This is a genomic window from Pseudomonas sp. JV449 (assembly GCF_032424295.1).
Taxonomy (GTDB): domain Bacteria; phylum Pseudomonadota; class Gammaproteobacteria; order Pseudomonadales; family Pseudomonadaceae; genus Aquipseudomonas; species Aquipseudomonas marginalis.
The window spans coordinates 26,412-40,203 of record NZ_VYKD01000001.1 but is presented as its reverse complement, the minus strand read 5'-3'; the positions used below and the strand labels follow the sequence as shown (position 1 = coordinate 40,203).

The window sequence follows — 13,792 nt, the reverse complement described above, 5'->3', positions numbered from 1 at the left end:
CTGCGGCCACTCAATAATTACACCGAGGCCGTGTGCATGAAATTTCGTCTTCTCCTGTGGGTGCTGGGCCTGATGATGGGCAAAGCCAGCCGCACCAATCCTGCCTTCCAGCAACAGCTGGGTGACAAAGACCTCGCGTTCCAGTTGCAGACCCTCGACGGCAAGGTTGCCCGTCACTTCATCGTCAAAGACCAACGCATCACCAGCCGCTCGGGCGTTCACCCGGCGCCGGCGTTCGCCATCGCGTTCAAGGATGCCGCCTACGGCTTCGCCACGATGCAGGCGAAGAACAAGCAACTGGCGTTCATGACGGGGATTCAGGACAAGTCGATCCAGATCAAGGGCAACCCGGCGCTGGTGATCTGGTTCCAGGGGTTGACCAAGTATTTGGGGCGTAAGCGCAGCTCCAAGCGATGAGCCACAAGCTGCAAGCTTGAAGCTGACTACTTGAAGCTTGCAGCTGCTGTTAAGCCTGGCTGAACTGCGAGGCCAATTCGCGCAGCAGCACCTCGGCATCCAGCACCTTGGCCACGACTTCATCCGCTTTGTCACGGCTCAAGCCCAAACGCTCAAGCAGTTCGTCCGGGATGGTCTCGTCCGGCCCGGACCCAATCCCCCGGCTGCGCAGCAGGCGCACGGCCAGGCACACCAGGTTCGGGTATTCGGCGTATTGCCCATCGTAGGTCGGGTCGTGCTGGAAGCGCAGGGCAGTGGACAGCTCGTCCGGCATGTCCCAGTAGCGCATCAGCCAGGCGCCGATCTGCTCGCGGCTGATGCCCAGCAGGTGTTGCTCCACATAGCTGTGGCACAGGTGCGGGTTGACCTCCAGGTGGCGGCAGATCAGCGAGAAGTGCGGCGGGAACACATGGGCCAGCAACAGGTAGCCGAAGTTGTGCAGCAGGCCGGCGAGGTAGGTCAGGCCGGCTTCCGGGCGCTGAGCACGGGGCATGGCGCGGGTCAGGCCTTCGATCACGGCGGCGGTGTAGATGGACTGGTGCCAGTACGGTGTGGCCTGGTGCGGATGGTCCTTGGGCAGGCTCAAGGTCTTGCCCAGGGCCAGGCCCAAGGCGAGGTTGATCACCAGATCAAAACCCAGCACGCGCACGATGGCGTCTTCCACCGAGCGGATCTTGCCCGGCGATGCGTAGTACGGCGATGCGGCCCAGCTCACCACTTGGGCGGCCAGGGCCGGGTCGGTTTCGACCACGCCGGTGATGTCGTCGATGGTGGCATTGGGGTCGACGCGCAGCTTGATGATCTTCTGGGCGGTGTCGGCCAGCGGTGGAATCTCGATGGTCGCTTCCAGGCGTTGCTGGATGCGACGGGCGGTAAACGCCTGCATCGCCTGGGTGATTTCCTCACGGTCATCATTGGGGCGGTCGAGGTTCGGGCGGATGTTGCTCAGCGGTTCACCGAACTGGGCCGCGCTGGCCTTGGTGAGCATGGTCTTGAACGCGTCGCTGGCGATTTCCAGCAGCAGCCCGGCTTCGCCCGAATGCACTAGCAGGCTCGGCTCGTCGAGCAGGCTGCCTTCGTACAGGCACGGCGAACTGGTGAGTGCCGGCAGGCCCGGCAGCAGGCTCAGGTCGTGCTTGCCCAGCATGCGCGCGACGCGGTCCGGCGACACGGCCGTAAGGCGGCGACCCGTGAGTTCGGTGAGGCGGTTGAGGTCCAGCAGCTGGTTCTGCGGGAACAGCACCATCAGGGCGCCCACCGCGTCTTCCAGCAAGACGGCCTGGACTTTTTGCGCAGGATTCAGGCCCGGATGTTCGGTGACTTCCGTGTAGCTGATGGCGAGTTTTGCGAGCAAAGCCCGAATGACCGGTGGGGCGGTCAGTGGGGCTGTGGCGTGGGCAACTTCTGACATGGCCTGATCCAATTTCTTACAGTCACCGAAGTATAACCAGCTTGATACACCTGTAGGTCGGATAAGTGCGTCAGGCGTCACACTTGGCCGTATTGCTGCCCATGGCGCAGCCAGCGATCCAGCAGCGGGCTGACGTGATCCGGCCAGCGCTCCAGCAACGCCTGCGCTGCATCGCGTACGGCAGGCAACAGGTCGGCGTCGCGCATCAGGTCGGCGACCTTGAACTGCAGCAGGCCGGTCTGGCGGGTGCCGAGCATTTCGCCGGGGCCGCGCAGTTCGAGGTCTTTCTCGGCGATGACAAAACCGTCGTTGGTCTCGCGCATGATGCCCAGGCGCTGGCGGCCGATCTGCGACAACGGAGGGTGGTAAAGCAGCACACAGTGACTGGCGGCGCTGCCTCGGCCCACACGGCCGCGCAATTGGTGCAGTTGCGCCAGGCCCAGGCGTTCGGGGTTTTCGATGATCATCAGGCTGGCGTTGGGCACGTCCACGCCCACTTCAATCACGGTGGTAGCGACCAGCAGCTGCAGGTTACCGGCCTTGAATTCAGCCATCACCGCGGCCTTTTCCGCGGGCTTCATGCGCCCATGGATCAGCCCGACCTTGAGTTCGCCCAGGGCGCTGGTGAGGTCTTCATAGGTGGTCTCGGCGGCCTGGCAGGTCAGCTCCTCGGACTCTTCGATCAGTGTGCACACCCAGTACGCCTGGCGGCCTTCGGCACAGGCGCCGCGCACACGTTCGATCACTTCGACGCGCCGGGTGTCGGTGACCAGCACGGTGTTGACCGGTGTGCGGCCGGGGGGCAGTTCGTCGAGGATCGAAGTGTCGAGGTCGGCGTAGGCGCTCATGGCCAGGGTGCGCGGGATCGGGGTGGCGGTCATGATCAACTGGTGCGGGTTCATGCGCCCGCCCACGCCTTTCTGGCGCAGGGCCAGGCGCTGTTGCACGCCGAAGCGGTGCTGTTCGTCGATGATCACCAGGGCCAGGTTCTTGAACTGCACTTCGTCCTGGAACAGCGCATGGGTACCCACCACCATCGGTGCACCGCCGGCGATCTGTTCCAGCGCGGCCGCGCGCGTCTTGCCCTTGAGCTTGCCGGCCAGCCACGCGACTTCCAGGCCCAGGGGCTCGAGCCAGCGCTTGAACGTGATGAAGTGCTGCTCGGCGAGGATCTCGGTGGGCGCCATCAGCGCCACCTGGTAACCGGCTTCCAGGGCTTGCAGGGCGGCGAGGGCGGCGACCACGGTCTTGCCCGCGCCCACGTCGCCCTGAATCAGGCGCAGCATCGGCTCGTGCTGGCTGAGGTCGTAGGCGATTTCATTGCCCACGCGCTGCTGGGCGCCGGTCGGCGCAAAGCCGAGGTTGGCCAGGTATTGCGCAGGCAAGCGCGTGGCCTTGGGCATGGCCGGCGCACGCAGGGAGCGCATGCTTTCGCGCAGGCGTTGCTGGGACAGTTGGTGAGTCAGCAGTTCTTCGAACGCCAGGCGGTGCTGGGCCCAGTGATGACCGAGGGCCAGTTCGTCGACATCGGCGTCCGCAGGGGGGTGATGCAGGTAGCGGATCGCATCGGCCAGTGGCGCCAGTTGGTAGTCGCGGGCCAGTTCCAGGGGCAGCCAGTCGGGCAGGCTCTGCGGGCCAAGCATGCTCAGGGTCTGCATGCACAATTGGCGCAGGCGCTGTTGGGTCAGGCCTTCGGTGAGCGGGTAGATCGGCGTGAGGGTGGTGTCCACCGGCGGCGGTTCGTCACCGGTAATGGCGCGGTATTCCGGGTGGTAGATCTCCAGGCCGGAGGCGCCGGGGCGCGCTTCGCCGTAGCAGCGCACGCGGGTGCCGCGCTTGAGGCCTTCTTTCTGTGCGTTACTGAAATGGTAGAAGCGCAGGCTCAGGCCGCCGGTGCCATCCTGCAGGCGCACCACCAGACTGCGGCGCTTGCCCATCACCACGTCGGCACCGCTGACGGTGCCTTCGACCACCGCATCCTGCCCAGGACGCAGTTGGCCGATGGGCACCACGCGAGTGCGATCCTGATAGCGCAGGGGCAGGTGGAACAGCACGTCCTGGAGGTTTTCCAGGCCGACCTTGGCCAGCTTCTCGGCCATGGCCTCGCCGACACCCTTGAGTGCCGTCACCGACACCTGCGACAGCTCAGTCATACGTTTACTTAGCTCGCAGCAGGCGGCTTGGCCACCGAACACAGGCGGATCGAATCGGCGAGGATCTCAATGGCTTTGGGCCGTGGGAAGCTGGCGCGCCAGGCAATCGCCACGGTACGGAACGGCACCGGTGGCGTGAGTGGGCGCACTTCGATCACGCCGGGGGCGTAGTGATGGCTGTCCACTGCCGACAGCGGCAGGATCGAGATGCCCAGGCCGGACGCGACCATATGCCGGATGGTTTCCAGGGAGCTGGATTCCACAGTGGTGTGCTTGGCGCCGTCGTTGCCTTTGGTCAGGGTCGGGCAGGCTTCCAGCACCTGGTCGCGGAAGCAGTGGCCTTCGCCGAGCAGCAGCAGGCTCTTGTCGTTGAGCAGGCCGGCGTCGATGGTGTCTTTTTGCGTCCACGGATGGGAGGCGGGCATCAGCACGTAGAACGGCTCGTCGTAGAGCGGCAGGGTCAACACATCCGCTTCGTTGAACGGCAGCGCGATGATGATCGCGTCCAGCTCGCCGTTGCGCAGTTTGTCGCGCAGCACGTGGGTAAAGTTTTCTTCGATATACAGCGGCATCTGCGGCGCGACGCGGTGCAGTTGCGGGATCAGGTGCGGGAACAGGTACGGGCCGACGGTATAGATGGCGCCGACTTTCAGCGGTGCGGTCAGCTGGTTCTTGCCGGCCTGGGCCAGTTCGCGAATGCTTTGCGCCTGTTCCAGCACCTTCTGGGCCTGGGCCACGATGCCTTCGCCCACCGGGGTGAGGCGCACGGCGCTTTTGCTGCGCTCGAAAATCAGCACACCGAGTTCGTCTTCAAGCTTCTTCACGCCCACCGACAGCGTCGGCTGGCTGACGTGGCAACGCTCGGCCGCGTGGCCAAAGTGTTGCTCTTGGGCGAGGGTGACGATGTAGCGTAATTCTGTAAGAGTCATAGCGGGCGTCCATGAGGTTGCGGGCCAAGCATACCGGCTGCAATCGATAGACGCACGTTATCAGAACTTTGCTGGGGATTGAGGGGGGAATGCGCGGGATTTTGCTGAGAGTGGCGAGGGGTGTCCCTCGCCATCATCATTTTCAGCGACGACGCTTCTCGATGTTGTACACGAACGGTGCAACGATCTCGATGCTGCCGCCCTTGAGCATATCGGCTGGCGGCTTGGGCAGCGGCTGGGCACGACGGATCATGTCCAGGGTGGCGCGGTCCAGGTCGGCGTTGCCGGAACGCCCCACCAACTCGTAGGACAGCACGTTACCGTCGCCATCCACCACGAACTTCAGGCGGTTCAGGCCTTCCTTGCCACGGGCCTGGGCACCTGGCGGGTACTTCTTGTACTTCTGCAAGTGTGCCAGCAGGGTGCCTTCCCAGGACGCTTTGGCGGCGATCTGTTGCGGCGACGGGCCAGGTACGGGCTGGGCCGATTTTTCAGCCGGTGCCTTGGTGGGCGGAGCGTCGCTCGGCGGGTCCTCGGAGGGTTTCTCCTTGGGCGGCTCGATCTTTTTCTCCACCGGCTTGGGCGGCTGCGGTTTAGGTTTTGGCTTGACCGGCTTGGGCACCTGGATCGTTGGCTTGGGAGCCTCGGCCAGTTTCGGCAGGGGCAGCTCTTCCACCGGTGCAGGCGGTTGCGGCGGCGTTACCACTTTCGGCGGCGCCGGCGGCGGCGGTGCTGGCATCGGGGCCAGGTCGATGACCATGGCTGCCGGCGGCAACTGCACCGTGCGCGGCGCTGACCAGTGGAGCGCGATGGCAATCGCGACGGCATGCACGCCCAGCACGACGGCGAGGCTGGTGCCATAACGCGTCAGTTTGTGGCGCGTCGTGATCATTTCTTGGCTGCCGTCTCAAGTCCGACCAGGCCTACCTTGAGGTAGCCGGCTGCCCGCAGGGCATCCATCACGCTCATCAGGTCGCCGTAGTCCACGCCCTTGTCGGCCTGGAAGAAGATCGTCGTGTCCTTCTTGCCTTGGGTCTTGGCATCGAGCACCGGCCCCAGGGTTTCGGTCTTGACCTCTTCTTCGCCCAGGAACAGGCGTTGGTCCGCCTTGACGCTGAGGAAGATCGGTTTCTCCGGCCGCGGCGCAGGCTTGGCGCTGGAGGCGGGCAGGTCAACCTTGATGTCCACGGTGGCCAATGGAGCGGCCACCATGAAGATGATCAGCAGCACGAGCATCACGTCGATAAACGGCGTGACGTTGATTTCGTGGTTCTCGACGAGTTCGTCGTCGCCTTGATTCAAATGCAGGCCCATGGCCGATTACCCCACTTTCACCATGTGCGGTTGCGAGCTGCGCTCGGTAGGCAGGTGATCGAGGTCGCGGCTGACCAGCAGCAGGACTTCTGCCGACGCGTCCGATACCTGGGCCTTGTAGCCGGCAATCGAACGGGCGAAGACGTTGTAGATCACTACCGCAGGAATCGCGGCGACCAGGCCCAGGGCTGTTGCCAGCAGGGCTTCGGCGATGCCGGGGGCGACGACGGCGAGGTTGGTGGTCTGGGTTTTGGCGATGCCGATGAAGCTGTTCATGATGCCCCAGACGGTACCGAACAGGCCGACGAACGGCGCGGTGGAGCCGATGGTCGCGAGCACGCCGGTGCCGCTGCTCATGTTACGGCCGCAGGCTGCAACCAGGCGTTCCAGGCGGAACGCCACGCGCTCCTTGATGCCTTCTTTTTCACGGGTGTTGGCCGACAGGCGCATTTCTTCCAGTGCGTCGTGCACCAGGGTGTTGGCCAGGGTGCCTTTCTTGGTCGCGCTTTCGCTGGCTTCCTTGAGGGTGGTGGCCTTCTTCAGGTGGACGATTTCAGTGCGCAGACGGCGCTTGGCACCCAGCAGCTCGAAGCCTTTGGCGATCCAGATGGTCCAGGTCATGATCGACGCGATGGCCAGGCCGATCATCACGGCTTTCACCACCACGTCAGCATTCTGGTACATGCCCCATGGCGACAGGTCGTGGGCCATGCCCAGGGTGTTGTCTTCTTCCAGCACGACACCGGTTTCGTCGGCGGCGGCTGGGACTGCAGCCTGGGCCGGGTCGGTGGCCGCAGCGGGTGCGGTTGGAGCCGCAGCATTGTGCTCGGCGGCGGCCGGGGTAGCCGGGGCGGTGGCATCAGCGAATGCGGCGGTCGGCGCCAGCAGTACGCTGAACAGCATCGCAGCAATCGCACGCCAGGCGCGGGATGGGCTGTGAAGCTTGGTTGGCGAAGCGGGGGTTGTATTACGTGTCATGCTGGCCGGACCTGAGAGAAGAAAATGACTGATCGTCCTTCCAGACCCAAAGGGGTCGAGGACAAATGGGCGGTTATTATTGCAAGTAATTCTTGTTAACAGAAGTAATACAGTAACTTTATTTGCCCTTTTTCTGGCCGCCGGTCTGCTGCGAGGGCTAATCTAGACCTTTAAGAACGGAGTTTTATGATGTCTGTGCCTTCGGTTGTGATTGCCGGATGTGGCGATGTGGGTAGTCGGCTGGCTAGCCAATTGCTGGCCTCGGAATGGGAGGTTCATGGCCTGCGGCGCGATATTTCACGCCTGCCCGACGGGGTGATCGGCATCGCCGGCGACCTGTTCAACAAGGATTGCCCTGACACCTGGCCGATCGGCGGGGTGGATTACCTGGTGTACTGCGCCGCCGCCACCGACCACGATGAGGCCGGTTATCGCGCCGCTTACGTGCAAGGGTTGCAGCATGTGCTGGAGTGGCTGAAGGATTATGGCCAGGAGCCCAGGCACTTGCTGTTTGTGTCCAGCAGCAGCGTATACGGGCAGCAGAATGGCGAGTGGGTCGACGAAACCTCCGAAACCCAGGCCAAGGGTTATTCCGGGCAAGTCATGCTGGAGGCCGAGCAGGTGGCACTTAACAGTGGCATTCCTGCGAGCGTCGTGCGGTTGACCGGCATTTACGGTCCTGGTCGCGAATGGCTGCTGACCCAGGTGCGCCAGGGGTACCGTGTAGCGCTTGATCCGCCTTTATACGGCAACCGTATACACGCCGATGATGCGGCGGGCTTGCTGGCATTTTTGCTACGCCACGTGGAGCAGGGCGGTTCGCTGGATAAGGTCTATATCGGCGTCGACGATGCACCGGCGCCCTTGGCCGAGGTGGTGGCCTGGCTGCGTGACTACCTGGGCGTCACTGAGTGGTCCGAGGACGCGAGTGTGCGGCGTGCGGGCAGCAAGCAATGCAGCAATGCCCGGATAAAGGCGCTGGGGTGGACGCCCACGTATGCGAGCTACCGCGAAGGGTACGCAGCCATTCTTAAAGGCTGAAATGCGGTTAAAGATGTGGGAGGGGGTAAGTCCCTCTCCCACATTTGGAGCTGGGTGATGACTGCTATTGTTTTTCAAGCAGCCATTGGCGCGGCCCGGGAGTGAACTGAGGCACTTCATCCGCTTGAGCGGTGTTGACCGCCTGGAAGATCTCCAACTGCTTGCCCTTGCGCACGAAGATCCACGGGTTACCCACGCCGTTGAGCTGCAGCCACATGCTGTCGTAGCCGCCGCTCATGGAGGCACAGTCACCGGCCAGGCACAGAGAGTACCGATCAACATTGGGCAAACCGGCGACCTTGCCGTCAGGCTGGAACTGGACAGTGGCACCGTTGCCGAAGCCGTCGGTGATCTTCCAGTCGCCGCCCATATAGGCTGCGTACAGGGCGCGTTCGAAGTTGGCACCCAGCGGCGCACCTTCCGGTGCAGGTTCCTTGGCGCGGGCAAAGAGCTGCTCGGGCTCGTTGTCGTTGGCCACTTGCAGCAGTTGCCTGCCTTTGCGCTTGAGTTCAGTGGCGGAGCTGCCGTAGAAGTCGACGCTCCAGGCGCCGGACTGTTCGCCGAGCAACTTGCCTTCCGCGACTTCAAAACCGTTGTAGTAACGTGCCTGCGAAGCCTTGGGGTTGACCTCCCATTCGAGGTTCGGGCCATAGCTTTGCAGCGCTTCACGCAAAGGGCCGCCCTTGGCTGCTGCATCGATGGCGACCTGGTTGATCCAGGTGCCGCTCACATCCTGGTTGGCAGGGTTGCTGGCGCAGCCGCCGAGCAACAGGGCGAGCAACGAAGAGGCTACAAGCGCTTTGCGCATCATGAAATCCTTTTAAAACGAAGTCGGCGCAGCCTATGGAGGCTGCGCCGGGTGTTTTACTCGATGACCAGAATTGCGTCCATCTCAACCTGTGCGCCCTTTGGCAGGGCGGCAACACCAATGGCGGCGCGGGCTGGGTAAGGTTGTTCGAAGTACTTGCCCATGATCTCGTTGACCTTGGCGAAGTGGCTCAGGTCGGTGAGGAAGATGTTCAGCTTGACGATGTCCTTGAACGAGCCGCCGGCAGCTTCGGCCACGGACTTTAGGTTTTCGAAGACCTGTACGGTCTGGGCTTCGAAGCCTTCCACCAGTTCCATGGTCTTTGGGTCCAGCGGGATCTGGCCGGACATGTAGACGGTGTTGCCCGCCTTGATGGCCTGGGAGTAAGTACCGATGGCGGCTGGGGCCTTGTCGCTGGTGATAACGGTCTTGGTCATGAATGACTCCTTGTAATGGATGGGCTACGCACGCATGCGGGTGATGCGGATCACACCGGTCAAGGCGCGCAGTTTCTTGATCACGCGGGCCAGGTGCACGCGGTCATGCACGCTGACCACCAGCTGGACCACGCTGATGCGACCATCGCGCTCGTCCATGCTGATTTTCTCGATATTGCCGTCGGCCGCGTTGACGCTGCTGGCCAGCAGGGCGATCAGGCCGCGCTGGTGTTCCAGCTCCACGCGCAGCTCGACGTTGAATTCGCCGGTGACATCCTTGGCCCACGAGAGCTGGATGCATTTTTCCGGGTTGTGACGGATCTCGGTGATGTTGCGGCAGTTGTCGAGGTGAACGACCATGCCCTTGCCAGCCGACAGGTGGCCGACAATCGGGTCGCCAGGGATCGGCGTGCAGCATTTGGCGTAGCTGAGCACCAGGCCCTCTGTGCCGCGAATCGCCAGCGGGCCTTCGGGGCTTGGCAACTGTTCGCCTTCGCCCAGCAGGCGGCGTGCGACCACGTAGGCCATGCGGTTGCCCAGGCCGATATCTTCCAGCAGGTCTTCGATGGTTTCCTGGCGGTACTCGTGGAGCATCGCTTGCACGCGCTCCTGCGCAATCTTGTCCAAGGCGCTGTCGAAGCCGTTGAGCACTTTGTTCAGCAGGCGTTCGCCCAGGCTGATGGACTCGGAGCGGCGCTGCAGTTTCAGCGCGTGGCGGATGTGGGTGCGGGCCTTGCCGGTGACCACGAAGTTGAGCCACGCCGGATTCGGGCGGGCTCCGGGTGCACTGACGATCTCGACCGTGGAGCCGCTTTGCAGCGGTTCGGACAGCGGCGCGAGACGGCGGTTGATCCGGCAGGCAATGCAGCTGTTGCCGACGTCGGTGTGCACCGCGTAGGCAAAGTCGACCGCAGTGGAGCCTTTGGGCAGCTCCATGATGCGGCCTTTGGGCGTGAATACGTAGACCTCGTCCGGGAACAGGTCGATCTTCACGCTTTCGATAAATTCCAGGGAGTTGCCGGCACGTTGCTGCATTTCCAGCACGCCCTTGACCCACTGGCGGGCGCGGGCATGGGTGCCTTTGGGCTGCTCGTCGCCGCTGGATTTGTACAGCCAATGGGCGGCGATGCCGTTGTTGGCCATCTCTTCCATTTCGCGGGTGCGGATCTGGATCTCGATCGGCACCCCGTGCATACCGAACAGTGTGGTATGCAGCGATTGATAGCCGTTGGCCTTGGGAATGGCGATGTAGTCCTTGAAGCGCCCCGGCAGGGGTTTGTACAAATTATGTACAGCACCGAGGACGCGGTAGCAGGTATCGACCTTGTCCACGATGATGCGGAACGCGTACACGTCCATGATCTCGTTGAAGGCCCGGCGCTTGCCGCGCATCTTCTTGTAGATGCCATAGATGTGCTTCTGCCGGCCGCTGACCTCGCCCTCGATCTCGTCGATCGCCAGGCAATGGCTCAGGGATTCTTCGATCTTGTTGACGATTTCCTTGCGGTTGCCCCGGGCGCGCTTGACGGCCTGGTAGATGCGCGCCGAACGCATCGGGTGCATGGCCTTGAAGCCGAGGTCTTCGAACTCGATACGAATGGCGTGCATACCCAGCCGGTTGGCAATGGGCGCGTAGATTTCCAGGGTTTCCTTGGCGATGCGCCGGCGTTTTTCGCCGGACAGCACTTCCAGCGTGCGCATGTTGTGCAGCCGGTCGGCCAGCTTGACCAGGATCACCCGGATGTCCCGGGCCATGGCCATGGCCATTTTCTGGAAGTTTTCCGCCTGGGCTTCGGCCTTGGTCTCGAAGTTCATCTGGGTCAGTTTGCTGACCCCGTCGACCAGTTCGGCCACGGTTTCGCCAAATTGCGCACTGAGCGCTTCCTTGGCAATGCCGGTGTCTTCGATCACGTCATGCAGCATCGCGGCCATCAGGCTCTGATGGTCCATGTGCATGTCGGCCAGGATATTCGCCACCGCAAGAGGATGGGTGACGTACGCCTCACCGCTTCGGCGGCGTTGCCCGTCGTGGGCCTGTTCGGCGTAGAAATACGCTCGGCGGACCAGGTTGACCTGGTCGGGGCCGAGGTAGGCCGATAAGCGATCGGCGAGGGCGTCTATGCTCGGCAAAGTGTGAACTCCTGCCGAAGGCTGTGACCCCGCGCCGTGCTACGTCGACCAGGCATAGGCTTAGACGGCCTCGTTGGACTCGTCCTCGAACGCTGCAAACAACGGTTCGTCTTCAACGATTTCAGCGTTGGCGATGAACTCGTAGCTCATCAGGCCTTCAGCGATTTCACGCAGGGCTACAACGGTAGGCTTGTCGTTTTCCCACTGGACCAGGGGCTCTTTGCCGCCAGTGGCCAGTTGACGGGCACGCTTGGTAGAGAGCATGACCAGCTCAAAGCGGTTTGCCACGTGGTCTAGGCAGTCTTCAACGGTTACGCGGGCCATGATATTCCTCGGAGCGAATGCAAGATGCGCGCTGCCCGGTTGGGCGAGCGGACTGAGCAGTTTAAAAAATCACCAGCGTTTAGGGAAGCGCTGATTTTTCGCAGGCTCTCGCAAAACCGCTGCAAGCGCCAATGTAAAGCCCTTGCAGCGGTTTTGGGAAGGGCCAATCAGCCGAGCAGTTCGGCTAGTAATTTGCCGAAACGCTGCTGTTGACGCTTTTGCTGGAGCTGATTGGCGCGGAAAATCGCCTTCAGGTCATCCAGCGCGTGGGAAAAATCGTCGTTAATGATCAGGTAGTCGTAGTCGACATAGTGGCTCATTTCGCTGACAGCTTCCCGCATGCGGCCTTCGATGATCTCGTCGCTGTCCTGGCCACGGTTGGTCAGGCGCTGGTGCAAGGCTTCGAGCGACGGCGGCAGGATAAAGATCGAGCGTGCCTTGGGCATCAGCTGGCGCACTTGCTCGGCGCCCTGCCAGTCGATTTCCAGGATCAGGTCGTGGCCTTCGTCCAGGGTCTGCTGCAGGTGGCTCTGCGAGGTGCCGTAGAGGTTGCCGAACACCTCGGCGCGCTCGAGGAAGTCGCCATGCTCGATCATCTTGACGAACTCGGTGCGCTCGACGAAGTGATAGTGCACGCCGTTCACCTCGCCCGGACGCATGGCGCGGGTGGTGTGGGAGATCGAGATGCGAATCTGCTCGTCAGCGTCGGTCAGGGCCTTGACCAGGCTGCTCTTGCCCGCGCCCGAAGGGGCGGAAATGATGTACAGGGTGCCGGTGCTATGGGTCATGGAGGTTGCCTTACTCAATATTCTGTACTTGTTCGCGCATCTGCTCGATCAACACCTTGAGGTTGACCGCCGCCGTGGTGCTGCGCGGATCGAAAGCCTTGGAGCCCAGTGTATTGGCTTCGCGGTTGAGTTCCTGCATCAGGAAGTCCAGGCGCCGACCAGCGGCGCCGCCGGACTTGAGCACGCGGCGCACTTCGAGGATGTGGGTGTTCAGGCGATCCAGTTCTTCGGCGACATCGCTCTTCTGCGCGAGCAGCACCATTTCCTGCTCCAGGCGCACGGGGTCGAGGTCGGCCTTCATGTCGGTGAAGCGGTCGAGGACCTTCTGGCGTTGGGTGGCGAGCATCTGCGGTACCAGCTCGCGCAAGGTGACCACGTCTGCTTCGATCGACGTCAGGCGCTCGTTGATCAGTCGGGCCAGTTCGGCGCCTTCACGCTCGCGGCCAGCCTTGAGTTCCTTCAATCCCTGGGTGAACAGGGCGAGGGCTTCGGCGTTGAGGGCTTGCGGATCGGAGGCGTCGGCCACCAGCACACCGGGCCAGGCCAGTACTTCCAGAGGGTTCAGTGCGGCGGGCTGCTTGATCAGGCCGGCGACGGTTTCGGCCGCGGCGACCAGTTGCGCAGCGCGCTCGCGGTCTACCTGCAGCGGCTTGCCGGTGGTTTCTTCGGTAAAGCGCAGGGTGCATTCCAGCTTGCCGCGGGAGATGCCCTGGCGCAGTGCCTCACGCACGGCGCCTTCGAGGTCGCGGAAGGATTCCGGCAGGCGCAGGTGCGGCTCCAGGTAGCGGCTGTTGACCGAGCGCAGTTCCCAGCTCAGGGTGCCTTGGGCGCCGGCTTTTTCGACGCGGGCAAAGGCGGTCATGCTGTGCACCATGGAGGTACCTCGCGATGCAGTCCCGCGAAAGCGGGCTGATGGGTAAATTGAAGCCGACAGGCTGCGAAGGCGCGGGATTGTAGCGCAGTGGGGCGGGCGCGCCCAAACCCTGGGCATTCGTAACCAGATTTTTAGCAGTGCCCCGAATC

The 13,792-nt window shown here is 62.8% G+C and carries 14 protein-coding genes; 2 read left to right on the top strand and 12 right to left on the bottom strand.

Going from position 1 to position 13,792, the window contains the following annotated elements; translation table 11 throughout:
- Positions 1-36: 36 nt before the first annotated feature.
- The gene (locus F6S08_RS00210; RefSeq protein ID WP_065948786.1) at positions 37-417 is read left to right on the top strand and encodes a helicase; all 381 of its coding nucleotides are present in this window, start codon (positions 37-39) and stop codon (positions 415-417) included.
- Between the two features lie 49 nt (positions 418-466).
- Here F6S08_RS00210 and F6S08_RS00205 read toward each other — a convergent pair whose 3' ends face one another.
- The 6 genes from F6S08_RS00205 to exbB all read right to left on the bottom strand — a co-directional run bounded on the left by F6S08_RS00205 (position 467) and on the right by exbB (position 7,241).
- Entirely contained in the window at positions 467-1,867 is a 1,401-nt protein-coding gene (locus tag F6S08_RS00205) for an aminoacyl-tRNA deacylase and HDOD domain-containing protein (RefSeq protein ID WP_065926720.1), read from the bottom strand.
- A 77-nt stretch (positions 1,868-1,944) separates the two neighbouring features.
- Positions 1,945-4,020 (bottom strand): ATP-dependent DNA helicase RecG, encoded by a 2,076-nt coding sequence (gene recG, locus F6S08_RS00200; protein ID WP_065926719.1) that lies wholly within the window; start codon positions 4,018-4,020, stop codon positions 1,945-1,947.
- Between the two features lie 8 nt (positions 4,021-4,028).
- The gene (locus F6S08_RS00195; RefSeq protein ID WP_015886540.1) at positions 4,029-4,949 is read right to left on the bottom strand and encodes a hydrogen peroxide-inducible genes activator; all 921 of its coding nucleotides are present in this window, start codon (positions 4,947-4,949) and stop codon (positions 4,029-4,031) included.
- Between the two features lie 142 nt (positions 4,950-5,091).
- Positions 5,092-5,841, bottom strand: a complete 750-nt coding sequence (locus F6S08_RS00190; protein WP_027608280.1) for a TonB family protein — start codon at positions 5,839-5,841, stop codon at positions 5,092-5,094.
- Complete coding sequence (gene exbD / locus F6S08_RS00185) at positions 5,838-6,263, bottom strand: TonB system transport protein ExbD (RefSeq protein WP_017526806.1); 426 nt, start codon at positions 6,261-6,263, stop codon at positions 5,838-5,840. The genes F6S08_RS00190 and exbD overlap by 4 nt, the downstream gene beginning before the upstream one ends.
- Before the next feature lie 6 nt (positions 6,264-6,269).
- Complete coding sequence (gene exbB / locus F6S08_RS00180; protein ID WP_315871136.1) at positions 6,270-7,241, bottom strand: tonB-system energizer ExbB; 972 nt, start codon at positions 7,239-7,241, stop codon at positions 6,270-6,272.
- Positions 7,242-7,430: 189 nt separating this feature from the next.
- Between exbB and F6S08_RS00175 the strand changes: the two genes are divergently transcribed.
- Positions 7,431-8,282: an SDR family oxidoreductase gene (locus tag F6S08_RS00175; protein ID WP_065926716.1), complete on the top strand. Its 852-nt coding sequence runs from the start codon at positions 7,431-7,433 to the stop codon at positions 8,280-8,282.
- 64 nt (positions 8,283-8,346) lie between these two features.
- Here F6S08_RS00175 and F6S08_RS00170 read toward each other — a convergent pair whose 3' ends face one another.
- The 6 genes from F6S08_RS00170 to F6S08_RS00145 all read right to left on the bottom strand — a co-directional run bounded on the left by F6S08_RS00170 (position 8,347) and on the right by F6S08_RS00145 (position 13,643).
- Positions 8,347-9,090, bottom strand: a complete 744-nt coding sequence (locus F6S08_RS00170; protein WP_065926715.1) for a hypothetical protein — start codon at positions 9,088-9,090, stop codon at positions 8,347-8,349.
- 56 nt (positions 9,091-9,146) lie between these two features.
- Positions 9,147-9,527 carry a RidA family protein gene (locus F6S08_RS00165; protein ID WP_003176922.1) on the bottom strand — a complete coding sequence of 127 codons (381 nt, stop codon included), beginning with the start codon at positions 9,525-9,527 and terminating at the stop codon, positions 9,147-9,149.
- Positions 9,528-9,551: 24 nt separating this feature from the next.
- The gene (gene spoT, locus F6S08_RS00160; RefSeq protein WP_005792489.1) at positions 9,552-11,657 is read right to left on the bottom strand and encodes a bifunctional GTP diphosphokinase/guanosine-3',5'-bis pyrophosphate 3'-pyrophosphohydrolase; all 2,106 of its coding nucleotides are present in this window, start codon (positions 11,655-11,657) and stop codon (positions 9,552-9,554) included.
- A gap of 60 nt (positions 11,658-11,717) precedes the next feature.
- Positions 11,718-11,981 (bottom strand): DNA-directed RNA polymerase subunit omega, encoded by a 264-nt coding sequence (rpoZ, locus tag F6S08_RS00155; RefSeq protein WP_017735757.1) that lies wholly within the window; start codon positions 11,979-11,981, stop codon positions 11,718-11,720.
- Between the two features lie 167 nt (positions 11,982-12,148).
- Positions 12,149-12,769 (bottom strand): guanylate kinase, encoded by a 621-nt coding sequence (gmk, locus tag F6S08_RS00150; protein ID WP_027608284.1) that lies wholly within the window; start codon positions 12,767-12,769, stop codon positions 12,149-12,151.
- Between the two features lie 10 nt (positions 12,770-12,779).
- Positions 12,780-13,643, bottom strand: coding sequence for a YicC/YloC family endoribonuclease (locus F6S08_RS00145; RefSeq protein ID WP_065948733.1), 864 nt, complete (start codon positions 13,641-13,643; stop codon positions 12,780-12,782).
- Between the last annotated feature and the right edge of the window lie 149 nt (positions 13,644-13,792).

Bases quoted from the DNA above. Each gene is read 5' to 3' on its own strand.
- F6S08_RS00165 (WP_003176922.1), bottom strand. From the start codon at position 9,527: ATGACCAAGACCGTTATCACCAGCGACAAGGCCCCAGCCGCCATCGGT.
- F6S08_RS00170 (WP_065926715.1), bottom strand. From the start codon at position 9,090: ATGCGCAAAGCGCTTGTAGCCTCTTCGTTGCTCGCCCTGTTGCTCGGC.
- exbD (WP_017526806.1), bottom strand. From the start codon at position 6,263: ATGGGCCTGCATTTGAATCAAGGCGACGACGAACTCGTCGAGAACCAC.
- F6S08_RS00190 (WP_027608280.1), bottom strand. From the start codon at position 5,841: ATGATCACGACGCGCCACAAACTGACGCGTTATGGCACCAGCCTCGCC.
- F6S08_RS00145 (WP_065948733.1), bottom strand. From the start codon at position 13,643: ATGGTGCACAGCATGACCGCCTTTGCCCGCGTCGAAAAAGCCGGCGCC.
- F6S08_RS00205 (WP_065926720.1), bottom strand. From the start codon at position 1,867: ATGTCAGAAGTTGCCCACGCCACAGCCCCACTGACCGCCCCACCGGTC.
- F6S08_RS00210 (WP_065948786.1), top strand. From the start codon at position 37: ATGAAATTTCGTCTTCTCCTGTGGGTGCTGGGCCTGATGATGGGCAAA.
- recG (WP_065926719.1), bottom strand. From the start codon at position 4,020: ATGACTGAGCTGTCGCAGGTGTCGGTGACGGCACTCAAGGGTGTCGGC.
- rpoZ (WP_017735757.1), bottom strand. From the start codon at position 11,981: ATGGCCCGCGTAACCGTTGAAGACTGCCTAGACCACGTGGCAAACCGC.
- exbB (WP_315871136.1), bottom strand. From the start codon at position 7,241: ATGACACGTAATACAACCCCCGCTTCGCCAACCAAGCTTCACAGCCCA.
- F6S08_RS00195 (WP_015886540.1), bottom strand. From the start codon at position 4,949: ATGACTCTTACAGAATTACGCTACATCGTCACCCTCGCCCAAGAGCAA.
- gmk (WP_027608284.1), bottom strand. From the start codon at position 12,769: ATGACCCATAGCACCGGCACCCTGTACATCATTTCCGCCCCTTCGGGC.
- F6S08_RS00175 (WP_065926716.1), top strand. From the start codon at position 7,431: ATGTCTGTGCCTTCGGTTGTGATTGCCGGATGTGGCGATGTGGGTAGT.